General features: G+C 47.6%; 12 protein-coding genes. All 12 read right to left on the bottom strand.

Going from position 1 to position 16014, the window contains the following annotated elements; all coding sequences use genetic code 11:
* Nucleotides 1-44 precede the first annotated feature (44 nt).
* A complete protein-coding gene (locus tag L5M11_RS13490; RefSeq protein ID WP_263186552.1) occupies nucleotides 45-1151 on the bottom strand; it encodes a hypothetical protein in 1107 nt (368 codons plus the stop codon).
* Entirely contained in the window at nucleotides 1148-6682 is a 5535-nt protein-coding gene (locus L5M11_RS13485; RefSeq protein ID WP_263192451.1) for a phage tail protein, read from the bottom strand. Before L5M11_RS13485 ends, L5M11_RS13490 begins: the two co-directional genes overlap by 4 nt.
* A gap of 5 nt (nucleotides 6683-6687) precedes the next feature.
* Nucleotides 6688-7332, bottom strand: coding sequence for a tail assembly protein (locus L5M11_RS13480; protein ID WP_263186245.1), 645 nt, complete (start codon nucleotides 7330-7332; stop codon nucleotides 6688-6690).
* 110 nt (nucleotides 7333-7442) lie between these two features.
* Nucleotides 7443-8018 (bottom strand): hypothetical protein, encoded by a 576-nt coding sequence (locus L5M11_RS13475; RefSeq protein ID WP_263166948.1) that lies wholly within the window; start codon nucleotides 8016-8018, stop codon nucleotides 7443-7445.
* Between the two features lie 79 nt (nucleotides 8019-8097).
* Nucleotides 8098-8811, bottom strand: a complete 714-nt coding sequence (locus L5M11_RS13470; protein WP_263186244.1) for a C40 family peptidase — start codon at nucleotides 8809-8811, stop codon at nucleotides 8098-8100.
* Nucleotides 8812-8950: 139 nt separating this feature from the next.
* Nucleotides 8951-9676 carry a phage minor tail protein L gene (locus L5M11_RS13465; protein WP_263166944.1) on the bottom strand — a complete coding sequence of 242 codons (726 nt, stop codon included), beginning with the start codon at nucleotides 9674-9676 and terminating at the stop codon, nucleotides 8951-8953.
* Complete coding sequence (locus L5M11_RS13460) at nucleotides 9669-9959, bottom strand: hypothetical protein (protein ID WP_263192450.1); 291 nt, start codon at nucleotides 9957-9959, stop codon at nucleotides 9669-9671. Before L5M11_RS13460 ends, L5M11_RS13465 begins: the two co-directional genes overlap by 8 nt.
* On the bottom strand, nucleotides 9952-11229 hold the full coding sequence (locus L5M11_RS13455; protein ID WP_263192449.1) for an RNA-directed DNA polymerase: 1278 nt from the start codon (nucleotides 11227-11229) through the stop codon (nucleotides 9952-9954). Before L5M11_RS13455 ends, L5M11_RS13460 begins: the two co-directional genes overlap by 8 nt.
* Nucleotides 11226-11582, bottom strand: a complete 357-nt coding sequence (gene avd / locus L5M11_RS13450; protein ID WP_263192448.1) for a diversity-generating retroelement protein Avd — start codon at nucleotides 11580-11582, stop codon at nucleotides 11226-11228. Before avd ends, L5M11_RS13455 begins: the two co-directional genes overlap by 4 nt.
* Nucleotides 11583-11644: 62 nt before the next feature.
* Nucleotides 11645-12871, bottom strand: coding sequence for a formylglycine-generating enzyme family protein (locus tag L5M11_RS13445; protein ID WP_263192447.1), 1227 nt, complete (start codon nucleotides 12869-12871; stop codon nucleotides 11645-11647).
* An 18-nt stretch (nucleotides 12872-12889) separates the two neighbouring features.
* On the bottom strand, nucleotides 12890-13225 hold the full coding sequence (locus L5M11_RS13440) for a phage tail protein (RefSeq protein ID WP_263192445.1): 336 nt from the start codon (nucleotides 13223-13225) through the stop codon (nucleotides 12890-12892).
* On the bottom strand, nucleotides 13225-15978 hold the full coding sequence (locus tag L5M11_RS13435; RefSeq protein ID WP_263192443.1) for a phage tail tape measure protein: 2754 nt from the start codon (nucleotides 15976-15978) through the stop codon (nucleotides 13225-13227). Before L5M11_RS13435 ends, L5M11_RS13440 begins: the two co-directional genes overlap by 1 nt.
* Nucleotides 15979-16014 lie beyond the last annotated feature (36 nt).

The following is a 16014-nucleotide window of genomic DNA, read 5'->3' as shown; positions in this document are numbered from 1 at the left end:
ATTGAAGTGATATTTTCATGAGCAAAGAGTAATTGTGACTTAAGTCAGAAATAATCATCTTCATGTATGTAAGGGATTGGTGAGTTAACTGAAGATTCGCCCCAGTAACCAAATGCACTACCCCCAACAGGCATGCTGCCAGCTCCTTTGGTCAACACTCCGCAAGTAAAAGTCCCATCTGACTTAAGCCAAATTCCGACAGGGAAAGGAGTAAAACTTAGCTTTGCTGCTCCAATCAATCTGGCCTGATACATCGGTTTTTTTGTGGCGAAGTTTGGGAATTGCTGCGGATTTGAATCGCCGATCGCATGCCAACCAGCTGAGCCTGGTGGATTTGCTAATGGCGTAGGAGAGATGAGATAGCCTCTTGGCATTTCTGGTGGGTTTGCTGAACTGAATGCCACGCCACCATCGTCACCATAAAACGCTAAACCCCAGCTTGGAAGAGTTTGCAAGGGTGAACCAAAGGCGATAATTTTAACTGTGCCAGATCTTGGCGGTTCGTCATTATACGTCGAGCCAACATTATACAAACCTCCTGCTCTTAAACACTTAACGCGCCAATATCCGCCACTTGAATAAACGTAAGATGCCATGGCGTTGTAACCAGTATCGCTGACATAAACACTTGGAGGCGGTTCTGTTGATGCAATCGCGGTTGAAACATCTATTTCTCTATCTGCATTGGTAATTGTGTATTTAAATCTTTCTACGTTTAAGCGGTTAGCATTTGATAAGGCCACCGCGACACCTCCGTCAGCAAATAAGATCCCGTAGTTATCTGGAACATTGGCAACAGGGTAATACGCATAAACATTAAATTTTACTACCGAGTTATTTAGCGGGGAGTCTGCGCCACCATACCAAAGGCTTTGTGATAGCGTTACCCTTCCACCGTCGCACTTACTGCTAACTATGTACCCCGTGTAAACAGTGCTACCAAAGCTAACATAAGAGGTGTGCCTGACAGCGGAGCCAGCAGGCTGAATAAACAGCCTGCAACCATTTGGTATGACAAAGTCTTGTACAACATCTGCGGCAGATAGATATTTTACTGTAAACTCAATTGTTCCTTTGAATGCCATTGGATACCATCCGCTGGTGATATCTATGGTTCTATCTTGAGCGTAAAGCGCTAATCCATAACTCATATAAGTTTGCCAAGTCTGATTTTAAGTGTGCCAGCTGCGTCATAGACATCGATTCTTTCATTGGTAATTCTCATTCGTCCTTGTCCAGCTTGATAACCATTTATCTCAAAAAGCCCATTTTTATCAAGCTTCCAACCAATCGAGTTTGCAACATAGTTTGTTGATTGGATATAACTGCCGATCTTGGCATTTGTGATAGTTCCATCACCAATTACCGCACTATTAATAAATACCTGACCACCTTGTACAGCGAAAGGAGTCGTGATGGTCGATGCACCCGTGATTTGATTAACGATGGCAAATCTATCAGCAGTAAAGAGTACCTGCGATTGCATGCCTGCAGGCGTGTTTTCAACACCTATCGCCATTCCAGCACCATAGTATTTACCGTCGGTAGTTACGCCTACTTTTACCGAGTACATGGCTTGCAGTTTGCCATCTAAAGCTACAAGAGCCGTTGATGTTTGCTGAACTGCAGCTGATGCGTTATTAGCTGTCGCCTGAACAGTGGTGATCTGTGTTGCCAATGCGCTATCAGCATTGGCTCGCGCTGTTTGCTCGGTTTGAATCGCTGCAGCGTTTTGCGTAACGCCTTGTTGAGCTGCGTTCGCGGCGGCTTGGGCGGCTGCGGCAGCACTGGCGGCATCGGTCGCGGCTTTGTCAGTGACGGCAACCCATGCTGAACCACTCCAACGCTTAGGTGTGTTGGCATTGCCAGTGGTATCAATCCACAGGTTTTGCGCTAAGCGATCAGCAGCTGCAGGGGCCGTAGACTGAATAAGTACTTTGCCTTTGGTACCCGCTAAACCTGCAGCGTCAGCGGCGGCTTGGGCGGCTGAGTTCGCAGCAGTTTGCGCAGTCGATGCCGCAGAGTTAGCGTCCGTTGCCGAGGCCTGAACAGTGGTAATACTCTGCGCCAATGCACTATCGGCATCGGCCCGAGCCGTTTGCTCTGTCTGAATCGCTGCAGCGTTTTGCGTAACACCTTGCTGCGCTGCGTTCGCGGCGGCTTGGGCGGCTGCGGCAGCACTGGCGGCATCGGTCGCGGCTTTGTCAGTGACGGCGGCCCAAGTTGAACCGTTCCAACGCTTAGGCGTATTCGCATTGCCAGTGGTATCGATCCACAGATTTTGCGCTAACCGATCAGCCACGGCAGGTGCTGCTGACTGGATCAGCACTTTGCCTTTGGTCCCCGCTAAACCTGCAGCATCAGCAGCGGCTTGAGCGGCTGAGTTAGCGGCACTTTGCGCGGTTGATGCTGCGGCATTCGCAGCCGTCGCCGAGGCTTGAACTATGGTGATCTGTGTTGCTAATGCGCTATCAGCATCAGATCGAGCGGTTTGCTCTGTCTGAATTAATGCACCATTGGCGTTAACAGTCGCGGAGATACTGATGATCTGATTAGCGATCGACTCATCTGCTGTCGCTCGAGCCATTTGCTCAGTAATAATTGCAGCAGTGTTTTGATCCATGGTTGCCGCGACTGATGCAATGCTTTTTGCCAATGCCTCATCCGCCGAGGCTCTTGCATATTGCTCAGACCACACGCCTGCCAGCACGACTGTTGTTCCCGCATTCCAGCTCATATCGCCAGCAAGTGGTGGGTTTACTTGTGCAAATATACCGTCAATGCGTGATGCCTGAGCAGTATCTGCATCAGCTCTTGCAGTTGCTTCAGTTTGTATTGCAGCAGCATTAGCTGACGCCGATGCTTGTACTGTAGTGATACTCTGCGCCAAAGCACTATCTGCATCAGCCCTAGCGGTTTGCTCTGCCTGAATAGCAGCAGTATTTTGCGTGACTCCTTGCTGGGCTGCGTTCGCGGCGGCTTGGGCGGCAGCGGCAGCACTGGCGGCATCGGTTGCGGCTTTGTCAGTGACAGCAACCCAAGCTGACCCACTCCAACGTTTAGGTGTGTTGGCATTGCCAGTCGTATCAATCCACAGGTTTTGCGCTAAGCGATCAGCAGCAGCAGGGGCCGTAGACTGGATCAGCACCTTGCCTTTGGTACCCGCCAAACCTGCTGCGTCAGCAGCAGCTTGGGCAGCTGAGTTCGCGGCCGTTTGCGCATTAGATGCTGCGGTATTAGCTGCGGTCGCCGACGCCTGAACTGTAGTGATATTTTGTGCCAAAGCACTATCTGCATCAGCCCGAGCAGTTTGCTCTGTCTGAATTGCTGCAGCGTTTTGGGTGACGCCTTGCTGGGCGATATTTACAGCGGCCTGAACTGTAGTGATATTTTGTGCCAAAGCACTATCAGCATCAGCGCGGGCGGTTTGCTCTGCCTTAATTAAGGCGCCATTGGCATCCACAGTAGCGGAAATGCTGATGATCTGATTAGCGAGCGATTCATCGGCTGTCGTTCTAGCCATTTGCTCAGTAATAATTGCTGCAGTGTTTTTATCCATAGTCGCAGCAACACTTGCAATACTTTTCGCCAATGCCTCATCAGATGAAGCCCTTGCATATTGCTCAGACCACACGCCAGCAAGTACAACTGTAGTTCCAGCATTCCAGCTCATATCGCCAGCAAGAGGTGGGTTTACTTGTGCAAATATACCGTCAATGCGTGATGCCTGTGATACTAATTTACCATCAATAGTCTCAATCGAGTTTTCAACATTATCAACTCGCACAGTTAAAGCAGATACTGCCTCACCAATAGATGAGTACTCACCTATTTTTGTCCAATAAGATGTATTTGTTGGTAATGTACCTGCAGGAATGGTCTGTTTTGCTGAATAAAGTTTTCCTTGGTACTTAACTAATTGCCCAGTTAGATAAGCAGTATTGCTATCCCAATCTGGAGCACCAGCAATATCAGCCATTTCTGCTTGAAGTTGATTTATCTTAGTTTCTGTTTGACTAAGCGTATCCTCTATATCTGGTATTTTATTAACTTCGACTTGGATCAGTTCAATCTTAGGGATGACAACTTCATTAAGCTGACTATCAATGCTCGGAATTTTGTCCGCTTCAATTTTAATCAGCGGGATCAGTTCTATTTCACTGAGTAGTTCTTGCCCTAACGCTGATGATGTAATGCGCTCGCTGAAATACGCATCATATTGAGATTGGTCTGTCGATGATTGTCCGCTGATAAATCCTGACCATGGCCCAACGTTGCCAGTGCGATCGACTAACCGAGCCCTAAACCAAAAATTAGCGCCTGCACTTAATCCAGTCATGGTGTGAGTTGCAATTGGGTAAGCAAAATCACCCAATTTAATCATGCCGCTTTCGCTGTTATTGGGCCCGTACTCAAGCTCGGTACGAAGCGTGTCTTCTGCACCTGCAGGGAACAACCAATTTAAGCCAATACCAAACACTAGCGGCGTAGCAGTAAATGATGCGACTGCTGGCGGCAAGCCAGTTTTACCTGTGATATTGGTCAGCGATGATGACTTTGGTACCGACGAAACATCGACAGAGTTGATTGCACGGACTCGAGCAATATATTGCCCGGTGTAAACGCCACGGATATCAACTGATGTGCTGCTAGTTTTTGGCAGTTTTATCCACTCGCCAGAGTCTTTGCGCCATTCGACTTCATAAGCAACCGCATTTTTTGCTGTCGCCCACTGAATCGTCATAGTAGTGACTGCGAGTGTTTGCTCGGTGAATACTGACTGTGAAATGGTGACAGTAGCCGGAGCTTCTTGGGCACCGATGGGCAGTTTGCTTATAGGGCGTTCTTCTAACCGTGCGCCTGTATCAATGTAAGGATATTTGCTTGGGTTATGCTCAACTGCGGTGATCTCGTACTCAATGCTGTCGCTATTTGCTTTGGCTACGCGCAGCACTCTAAATTGCTGCAGCTTTAGCTCGTCTGACTCAACCGACCATAGCAGTTGCGGCCGTGGGGTTTCACTGTATTCCGTTGTTACCGTAACCACACGACCATTAACGGCCTCAATAGTACGCGCCTGCGCTTTACCGCTGGGTAAGTTGATGATGAGTCGATCATTAACCGCAATTGTGGCCGCACGATCTAAAGTGATCTGCTTGCCGTTAACCGCCGAGATTCGACCTCCAATGCGGCTACCTGCAATCAATTGATCTGCTATGCCGATAACGAAGCCAGGTAATGGGATGCTGCCATCCATGCCCACTTTAAAATTGACGGCACGGTCATTGTTATTGGTATAAATAGCCCACTTGCCACGGCGTTGCGCTTCTGATTCACGGGTGCAACCTAAGGCCGATAATTCGATCACGTTGTCGCCATAGCGGCGCTGTAATGGTTGATCTGATACAGAGGTAACATCGGATTCATAAGCATTATCAGGGTTATCCCAGCTGATTAGTGCTCGAGTGTATTTCACCTTTTCGCTGCTGGATGAATAGCTAAACTTGCCGTCTATCACATTGCTATTGTTATAAATGAAATCCACATCGCGTGGCATGTCTGCCACTGAGTACATTTGGCCGTTTGACCAATATGTCATACCGCGATAAATAGAAGCCAAATCGCGCAATACCTGCCACGCTTCGGTGGCTTGCTGGATGTATATATTACAGATATAGCGAGGCTCCATGCCGCCTTTGCCATCAGGAACCAGCTGATCGCAATACTGAGCAATCTGGTAAAGCTCCCACTTATCCACCAGCGCAGCATTGATCCTGCGACCAGTGCCGAAACGGTCATCGAGGATGATGTCGTAACTCACCCAAGCAGGGTTATCGGTCCATGCAATTTTAAAGCTGCCATCCCACACTCCAGCATAATCACGCGTTAGCGGATTGTAGTTAGTGGGCACCTTTACTTTGCGCATAAAGGGCTCGCAGGATATCACTGGAATGTTTTGGAATTGGCTGGCGTCAAACTCGACATATAACAGTGCCGTGTTTGGGTACTTTAGCTTGCGGTCAATAACATCGGTGATCGCCGCGATTTGCATTAAATCAGCGACACGATTGTTGTTTTGATTTGGGGTAAGTCGGCGAATACGGATTTGCCAGTTATTGCCCGCTGGTAAATCAATGCGGTGGCTGCGCTCGTAGGGTTGGGTGGTTTTACCATCAACAGCCGTGCTTAACACGGTTTGATAGCTGCCGCCGTCAGTAGATAGATCAATGGCGTATGCAATGCGATAGCCATTTACATCACCGTTATCGAGCTGTTGTTGCAGTGCTGGCCAGCGAAAGCGCACACGTACAGCAGAGAGTAATGAGTTAGTGATGGCGCGGGTGTAAGGCTGATCTGATTTTAACTCAATACCTAAGGCTACTTCATTTTCAACCGATGGAAGCCCGGGGATATAAGTTTGATGTGCAGTGCCTGGGCGAAAGTCCCAAATAACACCGGGGAAGTTTTCGGCGCCATTGGGATCCAGTAGTGGAGTGCCATCTAAAAAGACATTCTGTCCTGATAATTGGCCATCAAACTCCCCTTCACCGATTGCCAGCAAGATTTTAGCTTTAGCAATTGAGCGCAGGTCATCAGGGGATTCGACAGGTGTGCGCTGTTCGCCTTCACCCGCTTTAGCGCCATGAATAGTCAGTTGTTGATTTAATGCAGGAATACCCATGCTGATTATTGCTCCTGTTGACTGCCGCCACCATTGCCACCATTACCGCCACCCGATTGGATTGGGCGCTTTGATGTAGCAATATCTTCGGCATAAATACCTGCACTAATAATGGCGCCACCAATGCGGCGCTTACCGTAACCGATGCCGACAGGGTTACCTGCTGCAGTGGTGTTAACTGCGCCACCAAAGGCATAACTTGGGGCGTTCTCTGCGGCTTCCCTACCCTTCAGTCCTTTTGCTTGCGGTGAGAGCATTTGCACCACACCACCAGCAACCAGACCAATACCCGCTTGCACTAGCCAGCCTTGTCCAAAATAAGCACCAACTACGATCATCACAGCACCTAGAATCGTTTGAAGAATGCCACCACGCTTGCTGCCACCAATGACAGGGACAATACGAATTTCAGTCGTACCTGCTAAATCAAATTCATCGACCCCTGTATTATGTCCATTGCGAAAAATGGCATAGCGCAGCCCAAGCTTGGCCTGCTCTTTAATAAACAGATCAAATCCATGCAGGGTATTTTTTAAGGCGCTAAATGCTTCGTTTGTGGTCCCCGTTTCTAGTAAACGCTGGTGAATGCGTCCGAACTTAGAAGCCAAAGATCCTGATAGCTTTATCGTGGTAAGTTGATGTTTGATCATGTTGTCCAACTTATTAGAGGCAATAAAAAAGCCACCTAAAGGTGGCTTTTAATGAAGAATTTTTTCTGGATGTTTACTAGGAAAAGAACTAGTAGATCAGCGTTTATGTATTACAGTTTTTCTGCTTCTTGGTTAACACTTGTTCCTTCAAGATGTTTCTTTGCGGCGGCATTCTCTAATAGATCTTTCTCTGCATCAGTGAGGCTGTAAGAGATCATAATTGAGTCTTTCTCATGCTGTGAAACAAATAATATCTTTAAAGCGTTAATTTCCCATTGTGCCCAAAATGGCTTGTTTTCTGTGATAACTTCGAGTGGATCAACCGTTTTGATGGCATTACCATATTTTGAACGGAGTGCAACTAGAAGAAAGTCTTCAGTAGATTTGGCTTCTGCATGGGTTAATAAAGATTTCGACTTTATGATGACTTGGAAAAGTCCGTTTTTATCAAAAAATAGCACCGATTCAAAAGGTCTTTTTACTAACTCAATAGGCACTACAACTAATGCTTTTAATGATGTTTGACCTATTTTACGAAGCTCTGCTTCTGTAGATGGCTTCTCGTGTTGCGGGAATAACGCTAATACTTTTTCAACGCTATCACCGTACATGGCTCCTTTCCATAATTCTTGTGCGTTTAAAAAAAACGAACTAAGGCTCAATAAAATCAGAACAATCACTCTCATATTATATCCTTATCATACTAAAAATATTAACTTTACCACTATGACAACGACTCACTAAGCTGTAAAGTTTCTAGCCTAGCTATGCTGCATAACGCACAATCATCCTTGTATTGCGCTGCCAGTACCCGCCGTAAATATCGTAGCGGCTAAGGCGACCATAGAGGTGGTGTAAAATTTTACCGTCACCGACATAAACGGCGGCATGATTGACTCGCTGACTTTGAATTTGCATTAAGATGCCGTCACCAATTTGCAGATCGGCAAAGTTAATATTGGGGAGTGCCTTAAAGCCAGCTTTAGCAAAGTTATCGAGGTACAGCTCTTGCTCACCTTCCCACCAACCGTCTTGGCGCTCAAAGTCTGGCAATAAAATGCTTTGAACATCGTGATACCAATCGCGAACACAGCTATAGCAATCCCATACCCCATGAACAAATGGACGACCTAACAAGGGTTTTTGTTCACCCGTTGGTACCATAGAACGTAAATCTCCATCAGGCCAACTTAGGATATGCCAAGGCAATCCGCTCGCCTCACACATGGCAATATCACGTTGGCTAGGCTTGCTGCTCGCATCTGGGTGGCTGTGGCAGATACCGATGATCTGCCCTTGTTCTTCAATGGCAGCATATTGTAGTGGATCAATCACAAACTCATCTGCTTTGTTAGTTGCCTTGTTATCGCATGGCACATAACAAGGCTTGCTACCTTGCTGGATGATCAGCCCACAGCATTCATTGGGGTAGCAGTTTGCCGCATGCTGAGTAAAAGCATGCAAGAGCGTTTGATGCATAGGGACCTACTTTGGTTGTGTTAGACCATTTTGCCGACGGCGGGAAAATGCTTGATCAATTTTTGATGGATGCTTGATTGCTAGCGCTTGTTTAACTCATTGTGGTCTTAACGCATAGCCGATCACTTAACGCATAGACTTAACGTATAAGCCTAACGCTGGGGAATCCGCCGTGGGGTAATTCTTCATTTTCGCCAAATCGTAAAGTGCAACCGGCTATCGTGCCCGAGCATTGATCTAGTGCGGGGTTATCAGTTGGCTCGTCATCTTCGGTAAACATGGCTTCACCTGTGTATCCACAATCAGCGCCGCGATATTCACCGCGTTGACACCATGAACAATAAGCAGTCATTTGTCGGCCGATTTTTTGGCCTGACAAGTCAGCAGGGTTTGATAGCTCAAACGTGACAGCGACATTATCTTCATTCACTTTTTTATCAACGTACCAAATCTCTACCGCCTCTTGCGTTGGATCCGCTTCGCTATTGCCTGCTGGGAAGTTGGCATCATCAAGGTATTTTGCGAGCGTTCGGCGAATTGTGACCTTTGCTTGTTCCATGTTCTGAAAATACAAGCACAAGGCGCTGATACTGCCATCGATGTTGGCAACGGTTAACGTTGGTGTGCTGGGTGAGCCATCAGAGTTAACTTCCACCCCTTCTAACTGCGCTGGCCATGCACTGTATTGCTCGCCTTGCCAATGGATGATGCGCGCGGGTAAATTTGGTTGATTAAGGTCTGCATCTGAGTACGGAATATTGTGGGCATGAAAGCGCAGGATATCGGCGCCAAAGTCGGTACCATCGATTTCGTAGAGAATAACCTCATTGCCCGGTTCGAGGGTTTGAATATCGGCACTAAGCATCGGCAGCACCTGAGATTGGGTAACGGGCTTTAATTTCTAATATTTTATCGCGCCAATGTTGCTCGCTTTCTGGCGTTTGGTCGTATTGCCACTCCATATAAAGCGGGTCTGACTCTTCTCGATACGCAGCCTTACGTTTTTCGATGTTTTGCGACAATTCAAAGTCACGCTGGGCGAGCACAGAATTAACCTGCTCAGTGCTCATGCCTAGGTTGTTCATGTATTCACGCGACACATCAGTGTGCGATACGCCGTTAAATAAATAGGTGAATTTTTCATTCATTGCTGTTTCTCCTGAACGGCTTGCTAAGCAAAGCCTTTTTTAGGTTGTAAGTATTGGCATGGCTTGCGTGTCCTAGCCATGATTGGATGGTTTGCTTTATCTCCACTAGATTGATCTCGCCTTCACCAAACTTCCTATGGAACTGCTTTAGCTTGGCTTTTATTCGATTGACGCTGCACTTTCTTAATAGCCTATGGCCTGAGTAAATTCGATACCCCAGAAAATCTAAGCTTCTACCTTGACTGGTTGAAATGGGAAAAACTTGCGTCTTGCTATTGGTTTTGAGCCTGAGGTATTGATGCAAAAATGTTTCTATCTCATGCCTCCACGCATGGAGCTTGGTTTTATCCTGGTGCACGATGACAAAGTCATCCATATAGCGCACGTAGTTTTTCGCCTTTAGATTGTGCTTAACAAATCTATCAAGCTCATTGAGATAGATGTTGGCAAATATTTGGCTCGTTAGGTTGCCCAGAGGAATGCCTACGCCGGGCGCATCACTCGGGCTATTGTCAATGATATAAAACAGCAACGCTTTGGTGCGCTCACATTGTATTTTTGCATTAAGCAGCGATTTAAGAATGTGGTGATCAATGCTAGAAAAATAACGACTAATGTCCGCCTTAAGTGCATAAGCTTTGCCGTGTTTTTGCTCCACACGCTTGATAAAAAGCTGCGCTCTATCAGCGCCTTTATGCGTCCCTTTATTGCGCCTGCAGGCGTAAGAGTCGTGAATATACTGCTGGTCAAAAAGCGGCTCTATGATGTTGTAAATCGCACGATGCACCACCCTGTCTTTAAAATGAGGCGCCGAGATTAATCTACGCTTTGGCTCAAAGACATAAAAGTGATGGTATGGCGACATTTCATACATACCCCACATTAACTCGTTTTGAATTTGAATAACGTTCTCTTCAAGATGATTGAAGAATGCCAGTGTTGCATTGGCTTTTGTTTTACCCCTGCGACATTGGTAAGCCGCATTCAAGATATTTTCAAAGCTGTAAATTTGCTCAAAAGAGCAGCCTATTGACGCATCAATCGGCTTAATTTTTGTTTCAGCAATGGCTGAGGCGACGGCATCCTTTTCATTGTTGCACTGGCAGCATCCCGTAGGATGTTTGCTTCTGGCGTAATCAAGAGCTGGACGGAAACCGATGTTGTTGTTCGCATTCGAGCGCGGATTGTTCAAGTTGAGCGCACCCAGTCCGGCGTTCGTGCCGTTGTTCCAGTTGCCACCGCGGATAGGGAACCGGTCCCGCATATTCATAATGCAATCGCCTGTTGTTTGGTTTTAACAGACTTTATCCAACCGCCTATCATGCGACCTATCTCGACGAGTTTTTCAATCCATATCTGATACTTTTTAAGATCGACATAGCGCAAGTCTTTTGCCAGTCGAACCTGTCGCTTCAGAATTGCCAACTCAATGTCGAGATCGGTGAGCGTGGTCTTTTTGTGATAACGTTTAAAAGCTGTGATAACTAAACGCTGCAATTGCAGCATAGACAAACGAATTTCAGCGCCCAGTACATGTGTTTCATGCTTAGGGAACTGCTTTAACGCTTGATAGCCGTACAACAACATTTCTCGGCATTTATCTTCAATAAGTAAGGCGGTCAATCTGCCTCCAAGGGTAAGAGAACAGCTGCGCTATCGCGCAGCACACAAAGATTCAGGCTTCACTACACAAAGAAAGCTGGACGGAAACCGATGCCGATGCTCGCAAGCGAGCGCGGAAAGTTCAAGTCGAGCGCACCCAGCCCGGCGCCCGCGCCGTCGCCCCAGCTGCCACCGCGGATAGGGAACCGGTCACCGTAGTTTCTCGCGGCAATGTAACCCCCGACCGTTGATGTTGTGGCCGATTCAATTAACAGCTTGCGCAATAGCTCGTTAGGCACGTAGCTCACTGCTTTAGTGATTGCAGCAAAGTGCGAGGCGGTTAAGTATGGGTAATCGTTTGAATCGTCATTTATAGGACCGTTGCGCTTAGTCACTGCATTGCTGAGGATTGGCGCGCCAGCGCTGCCCGCGCCAGTTTGGCTATCAGTAGGTGAATCAAAATAAGCAGCGTGTTTGTGCCAGTTTGCTTCAGCCACTGCAGGGTTATTGTCCAGCGTTGTAATAATCTGGCCATCATCTAGCTTAAATTGATCTAACCATTCCCAAACGTTGCCAACTAAATCACACACGCCAAAATTGGTATGGTCATGGTTCCAAGTTGAGGGTCCTTTACCCGTGTCCGTTCTACCCGTGCCGCTCACGTCCCCTGGAGCGCCATTATCAGAGCGGCGCGCGGTTTCCCATTTTTTCTCGTGTGAGCGCCCATAGTTTGTGTTGCCGCGCGGCACAGTTCCATTAGCAAGGGACCACAACGCAATAGCTGCCCATTCATGCACTGACATCATGTGCCAATTTGCGCCTTTGCGCGTACACAGCTCTTTGGCTGCATCGTAGCTAACGGATGTGCGCGGCTGTACGCCACCAATGACTGCGCTACCATTGGCAGCTGTTGAGGCTAAATACTTGCCGATTAATATCTCACCGCGCGGCGCTCCGTTAGTTATAAATGCAGGGTGTGTACCTGAGCCTAAATTTAATGCCGTTAACCCTAGGTCTTCAACATTAAAACGCGGAATAACTACCATCACGTTTGGATTGCCTTGGGCATCGTAAATGACCGTATTACGTCCACCGGACAAGGCTTCAACCTCTTGTCGGCGTGGGTCTTTTATTAGAATTTGCAGCCCTGCTTTGTCAGGCACTTGATTATCATTTACGGTGCCAACAGTACGACTTGCTGCATTTTCAGTTTGTGAAAAATTAGCATTAACCTTTTCAAATGCGTTTCTGGCTGCATCGCCACCGACACCGCTTGGTGCTGTGCCTAAGTTGATTGTTGCTATGGTCATAGATAATTCCAGAATTGATTAAGGATGAAATGATTGTTCAAAAGTGGCGGTGATGCGGTACATGCCGCCGCCGAGTGGAGTGTTTGTTTGCTGAGTCACTTTCCACAGTGATGTGGTACCGAGTGGTGGCGTCCACTTAAAAGCCTTAAAGCCTTGGTGATCATCAAAGAATGCGGTGATCGCTTCAGCAGTGGCTTTATTTTTGGTAAACGTCAGCGGCCAGCTTTGAACTTTACTGTTGATACCATCGCCAACTGCCTGACTATAACCATCGCCAAACTGTGCCGTGCGGGTGCGATATTGGGTATCGCCTGTAGCGCCATTATCGGGTGCCCAAGTGAATGTCTGCGGCATTAGCGATAACCTCCAGCCATAGTGCGGCCAATTTGACCATTAGGGCGTAAATCCTTCGCCAATAACTCTCGATATTTTTGCTCGACAAACTTACCCAGCTCGCTGCCGAACTGACTTAAGGCTGGTGTATCGGCTTTGGTTGTGGCATTGCCACTTTGATCTATGTTGACCTCAACATGCACCACGCCTGCGCCAGTAGTTGCCGAGGCTGGCACGCCGTTATAGGCTGCGCCACCAACTATGCCGCCATTGGCGTAGCCTTTATTTCCTTTGCGCATGGCTTCCACTGTGGCCACGCCGCCAGCTGCTGCAACATCACGCTGCGACCAAACGACCTCGCCTTTGTGAACAATGCCTGCAGGCTCATATTTCCCACCAAAGCCAGTAAAACCGCCGGATGAGAACCCGCTATCACCGACAGCGCCACCTTCAGAGAATCCACCAAAAATACTGCTAGCCATGCCAGCAATGGCTTTTTGCATGGCAATTTTGGCAATGTCCGCAATGATGGATTTAGCGAGCCCGGCAAAGTCAGCCTTACCCGTCATTACAAAATCGGTAAGCGCGTCGGTCATGCCACCAAAAGCCCCATCCATGAGGGTTTTGGTTTGGCCTGCCATGTCAGCCGCGGCATCAATGTAGTTTTGCATTGATGAACGGGCACCGTTAGTCCAATCGGCTTGCTTAGCATCGAGCGCTGAATAGTATTCATCCTGAACGGCCAAGCGTGCGGTGAGGTTGTCTTTCAACATAGCAAGCTGTTGCTGATACTCTTCGTCGGTAGTTCGGCCAGCGAGGTTATCTGATAACGCCTTACCCTGAGCGCGCTCGATATCTCGCTCAATCCCTTGGCGATCGCCTAGGCGTTGCTGGGCTTTGTCACCAAGGCCAAAGGTGGCAAGTTTATCGGCGTTGCGCTGTTGTTCTGCAGCAAGGTTAGCGGTGAGATTGGCGCTGTAGCTTTGCAGGCGGATAGATTCATTGCGCTTTTTAAGTTCATCATCGAGTGCAACGTTCTTTTCGAGTTGAGCGCGGATCGCTGATTGTTCCGCTAACAAACTTTTTTGTTGTGCGGTAAGTACATCTTTGTTTTTGATATCGGCGATTTGCTGCTCAAACTGCACTAACTCTTTTTGCGACTGAGTAAGCTTGATATTTGACTCTAGCTGACCTTGCAAGCCTGCTTGAGTTTCGCGCAAACGCATTAGGTATGTGGTTGCTGCGTCGTCAGCAAAGGCTTTGGTCTTTTTAGCGGTGTCTTTAAACTTTTCTTCTATCGATGCTAGATCACGTTTAATTTTTTCAGGATCCAGCAAGGCGCTATTAGCATCACCTTTACGCACCTTTTCGATATTGTTGTTATATTCCTTTATTGCCTTAGTGCGCTTTTGCTCATTGGTGAGGGTTTCCTCGGTCACCTTGGCAATGGCATGCTGAGCCTCGATTGAGTCTTGGTTGATCTTTGCCCGTTTTGCTTGTTCTTGTGCGAGTTTATCTTCTAGCTGGATTTGCTTAACGAGCTCATTACCTTCTGCCTGAAGCTTAGATAATAAATTTTCACGGCGAGTTGACTCAAAGCCAGAACCTTTTCCTAGAGAAACTAACTTATTAATCTCTTTAGCATTATCGGCTAGTCTTTCTTTTAATGTATCGATACGGCCAATATTAAGCAGTTGGTCCCAAGACTCAGAAGCGCCCGATTTGATCGCCTTCCATGCTTTTTCTATGCTGCCAAGATTGCTGGTGATCTCTTTCGTTCTTTGGCTAATGGCATCGCCGTAGGCTCTAAAAGCTAACTCTGATGCCTCGGTGCTTTTACCCGCTTCCTTAAGCGCTACAATCTGCTCATACACAGATGCAGTGAGGAAGTGATACTTTTTGTTGAGTTCTTCAGCCGCTTTGACCGGATCATCCGCAAGTTTGGCAAACTCGGCTACCGTATCGGCGACCGCTTTGCCGGTGACGTTATCCATTTGCACTGCGGCACGTCCAACTAATTCGATTTGGCTGGCGGTAAACTTGCCTGTATTGCCAATCTCAGCCAGCGCTGCGGCTGCTTGGCGCTGAGTGCCGCTAATGGCATCAATACGTTTGGCTGACTCCATCAATTCGCTTGATGTAGATCCTGCAGAGTTACCTGTCAGTATTAATGCATTACGTAGCCTATCTGCCTCAACACTGCCTTGGTAATACGCCAGCGACATTACGCCAGCAGCAGAGGCTGCAATGGTTAATGGGTTAATTAATCCCAGTATGTAGCCGCCCATAGCTTTAGCCGCTGGGCCCACGCCGCCAAACATATCCTTTAGCTGACCGCCTTGCTGCAAGAACACGGTCATGGGGTTTTGACCACCTTGGAGCGATACTGCGATATCGGTGAACTGGGCAGGTAGGCCACGAGTTACAAAGGCTAATTCCTTTGCTGATTTACCATTTTTATCAAATTCAACACTGGTCTTGCCTACCTCACTGCGCATCTTGGCGATTTTTTGCGTGTAGGTATCATATTCCGTTTGGCCTAAGTTTCCGGCTTCACGGTGGCGACGAAGCTGCTGCTCCATTTTGTCTAATTTGCTGTATTCAGCAACCAGAGGATCAATCTGGCCCATAAGCCTATTTAGCTCAGCTTTTTGCTTTGCTGCGGCAGCTTCGGTTTTAGCTAATGCGCGCTCAGCTTTAGACTGACCTTCAACAAAGCTGCCCGTTTCAGCAACCATGTTTAGCGTTAGTGTGCCGAGTGACTTATTTGCCATGGGGATTCCTGCTTGGTTTAAGGGTTTTTGGTGGCC

It is taken from the genome of Shewanella sp. SM87, assembly GCF_025653705.1.
Classification (GTDB): domain Bacteria; phylum Pseudomonadota; class Gammaproteobacteria; order Enterobacterales; family Shewanellaceae; genus Shewanella; species Shewanella oncorhynchi.
The sequence above is the reverse complement of the archived record's forward strand: the minus strand, read 5'-3'. Positions and strand labels throughout refer to the sequence as shown.

Coding starts and splice junctions, on each gene's coding strand:
- L5M11_RS13490 (WP_263186552.1), bottom strand. CDS start 1,151: ATGAGTTATGGATTAGCGCTTTACGCTCAAGATAGAACCATAGATATC.
- L5M11_RS13485 (WP_263192451.1), bottom strand. CDS start 6,682: ATGGGTATTCCTGCATTAAATCAACAACTGACTATTCATGGCGCTAAA.
- L5M11_RS13480 (WP_263186245.1), bottom strand. CDS start 7,332: ATGATCAAACATCAACTTACCACGATAAAGCTATCAGGATCTTTGGCT.
- L5M11_RS13475 (WP_263166948.1), bottom strand. CDS start 8,018: ATGAGAGTGATTGTTCTGATTTTATTGAGCCTTAGTTCGTTTTTTTTA.
- L5M11_RS13470 (WP_263186244.1), bottom strand. CDS start 8,811: ATGCATCAAACGCTCTTGCATGCTTTTACTCAGCATGCGGCAAACTGC.
- L5M11_RS13465 (WP_263166944.1), bottom strand. CDS start 9,676: ATGCTTAGTGCCGATATTCAAACCCTCGAACCGGGCAATGAGGTTATT.
- L5M11_RS13460 (WP_263192450.1), bottom strand. CDS start 9,959: ATGAATGAAAAATTCACCTATTTATTTAACGGCGTATCGCACACTGAT.
- L5M11_RS13455 (WP_263192449.1), bottom strand. CDS start 11,229: ATGAATATGCGGGACCGGTTCCCTATCCGCGGTGGCAACTGGAACAAC.
- L5M11_RS13445 (WP_263192447.1), bottom strand. CDS start 12,871: ATGACCATAGCAACAATCAACTTAGGCACAGCACCAAGCGGTGTCGGT.
- L5M11_RS13440 (WP_263192445.1), bottom strand. CDS start 13,225: ATGCCGCAGACATTCACTTGGGCACCCGATAATGGCGCTACAGGCGAT.
- L5M11_RS13435 (WP_263192443.1), bottom strand. CDS start 15,978: ATGGCAAATAAGTCACTCGGCACACTAACGCTAAACATGGTTGCTGAA.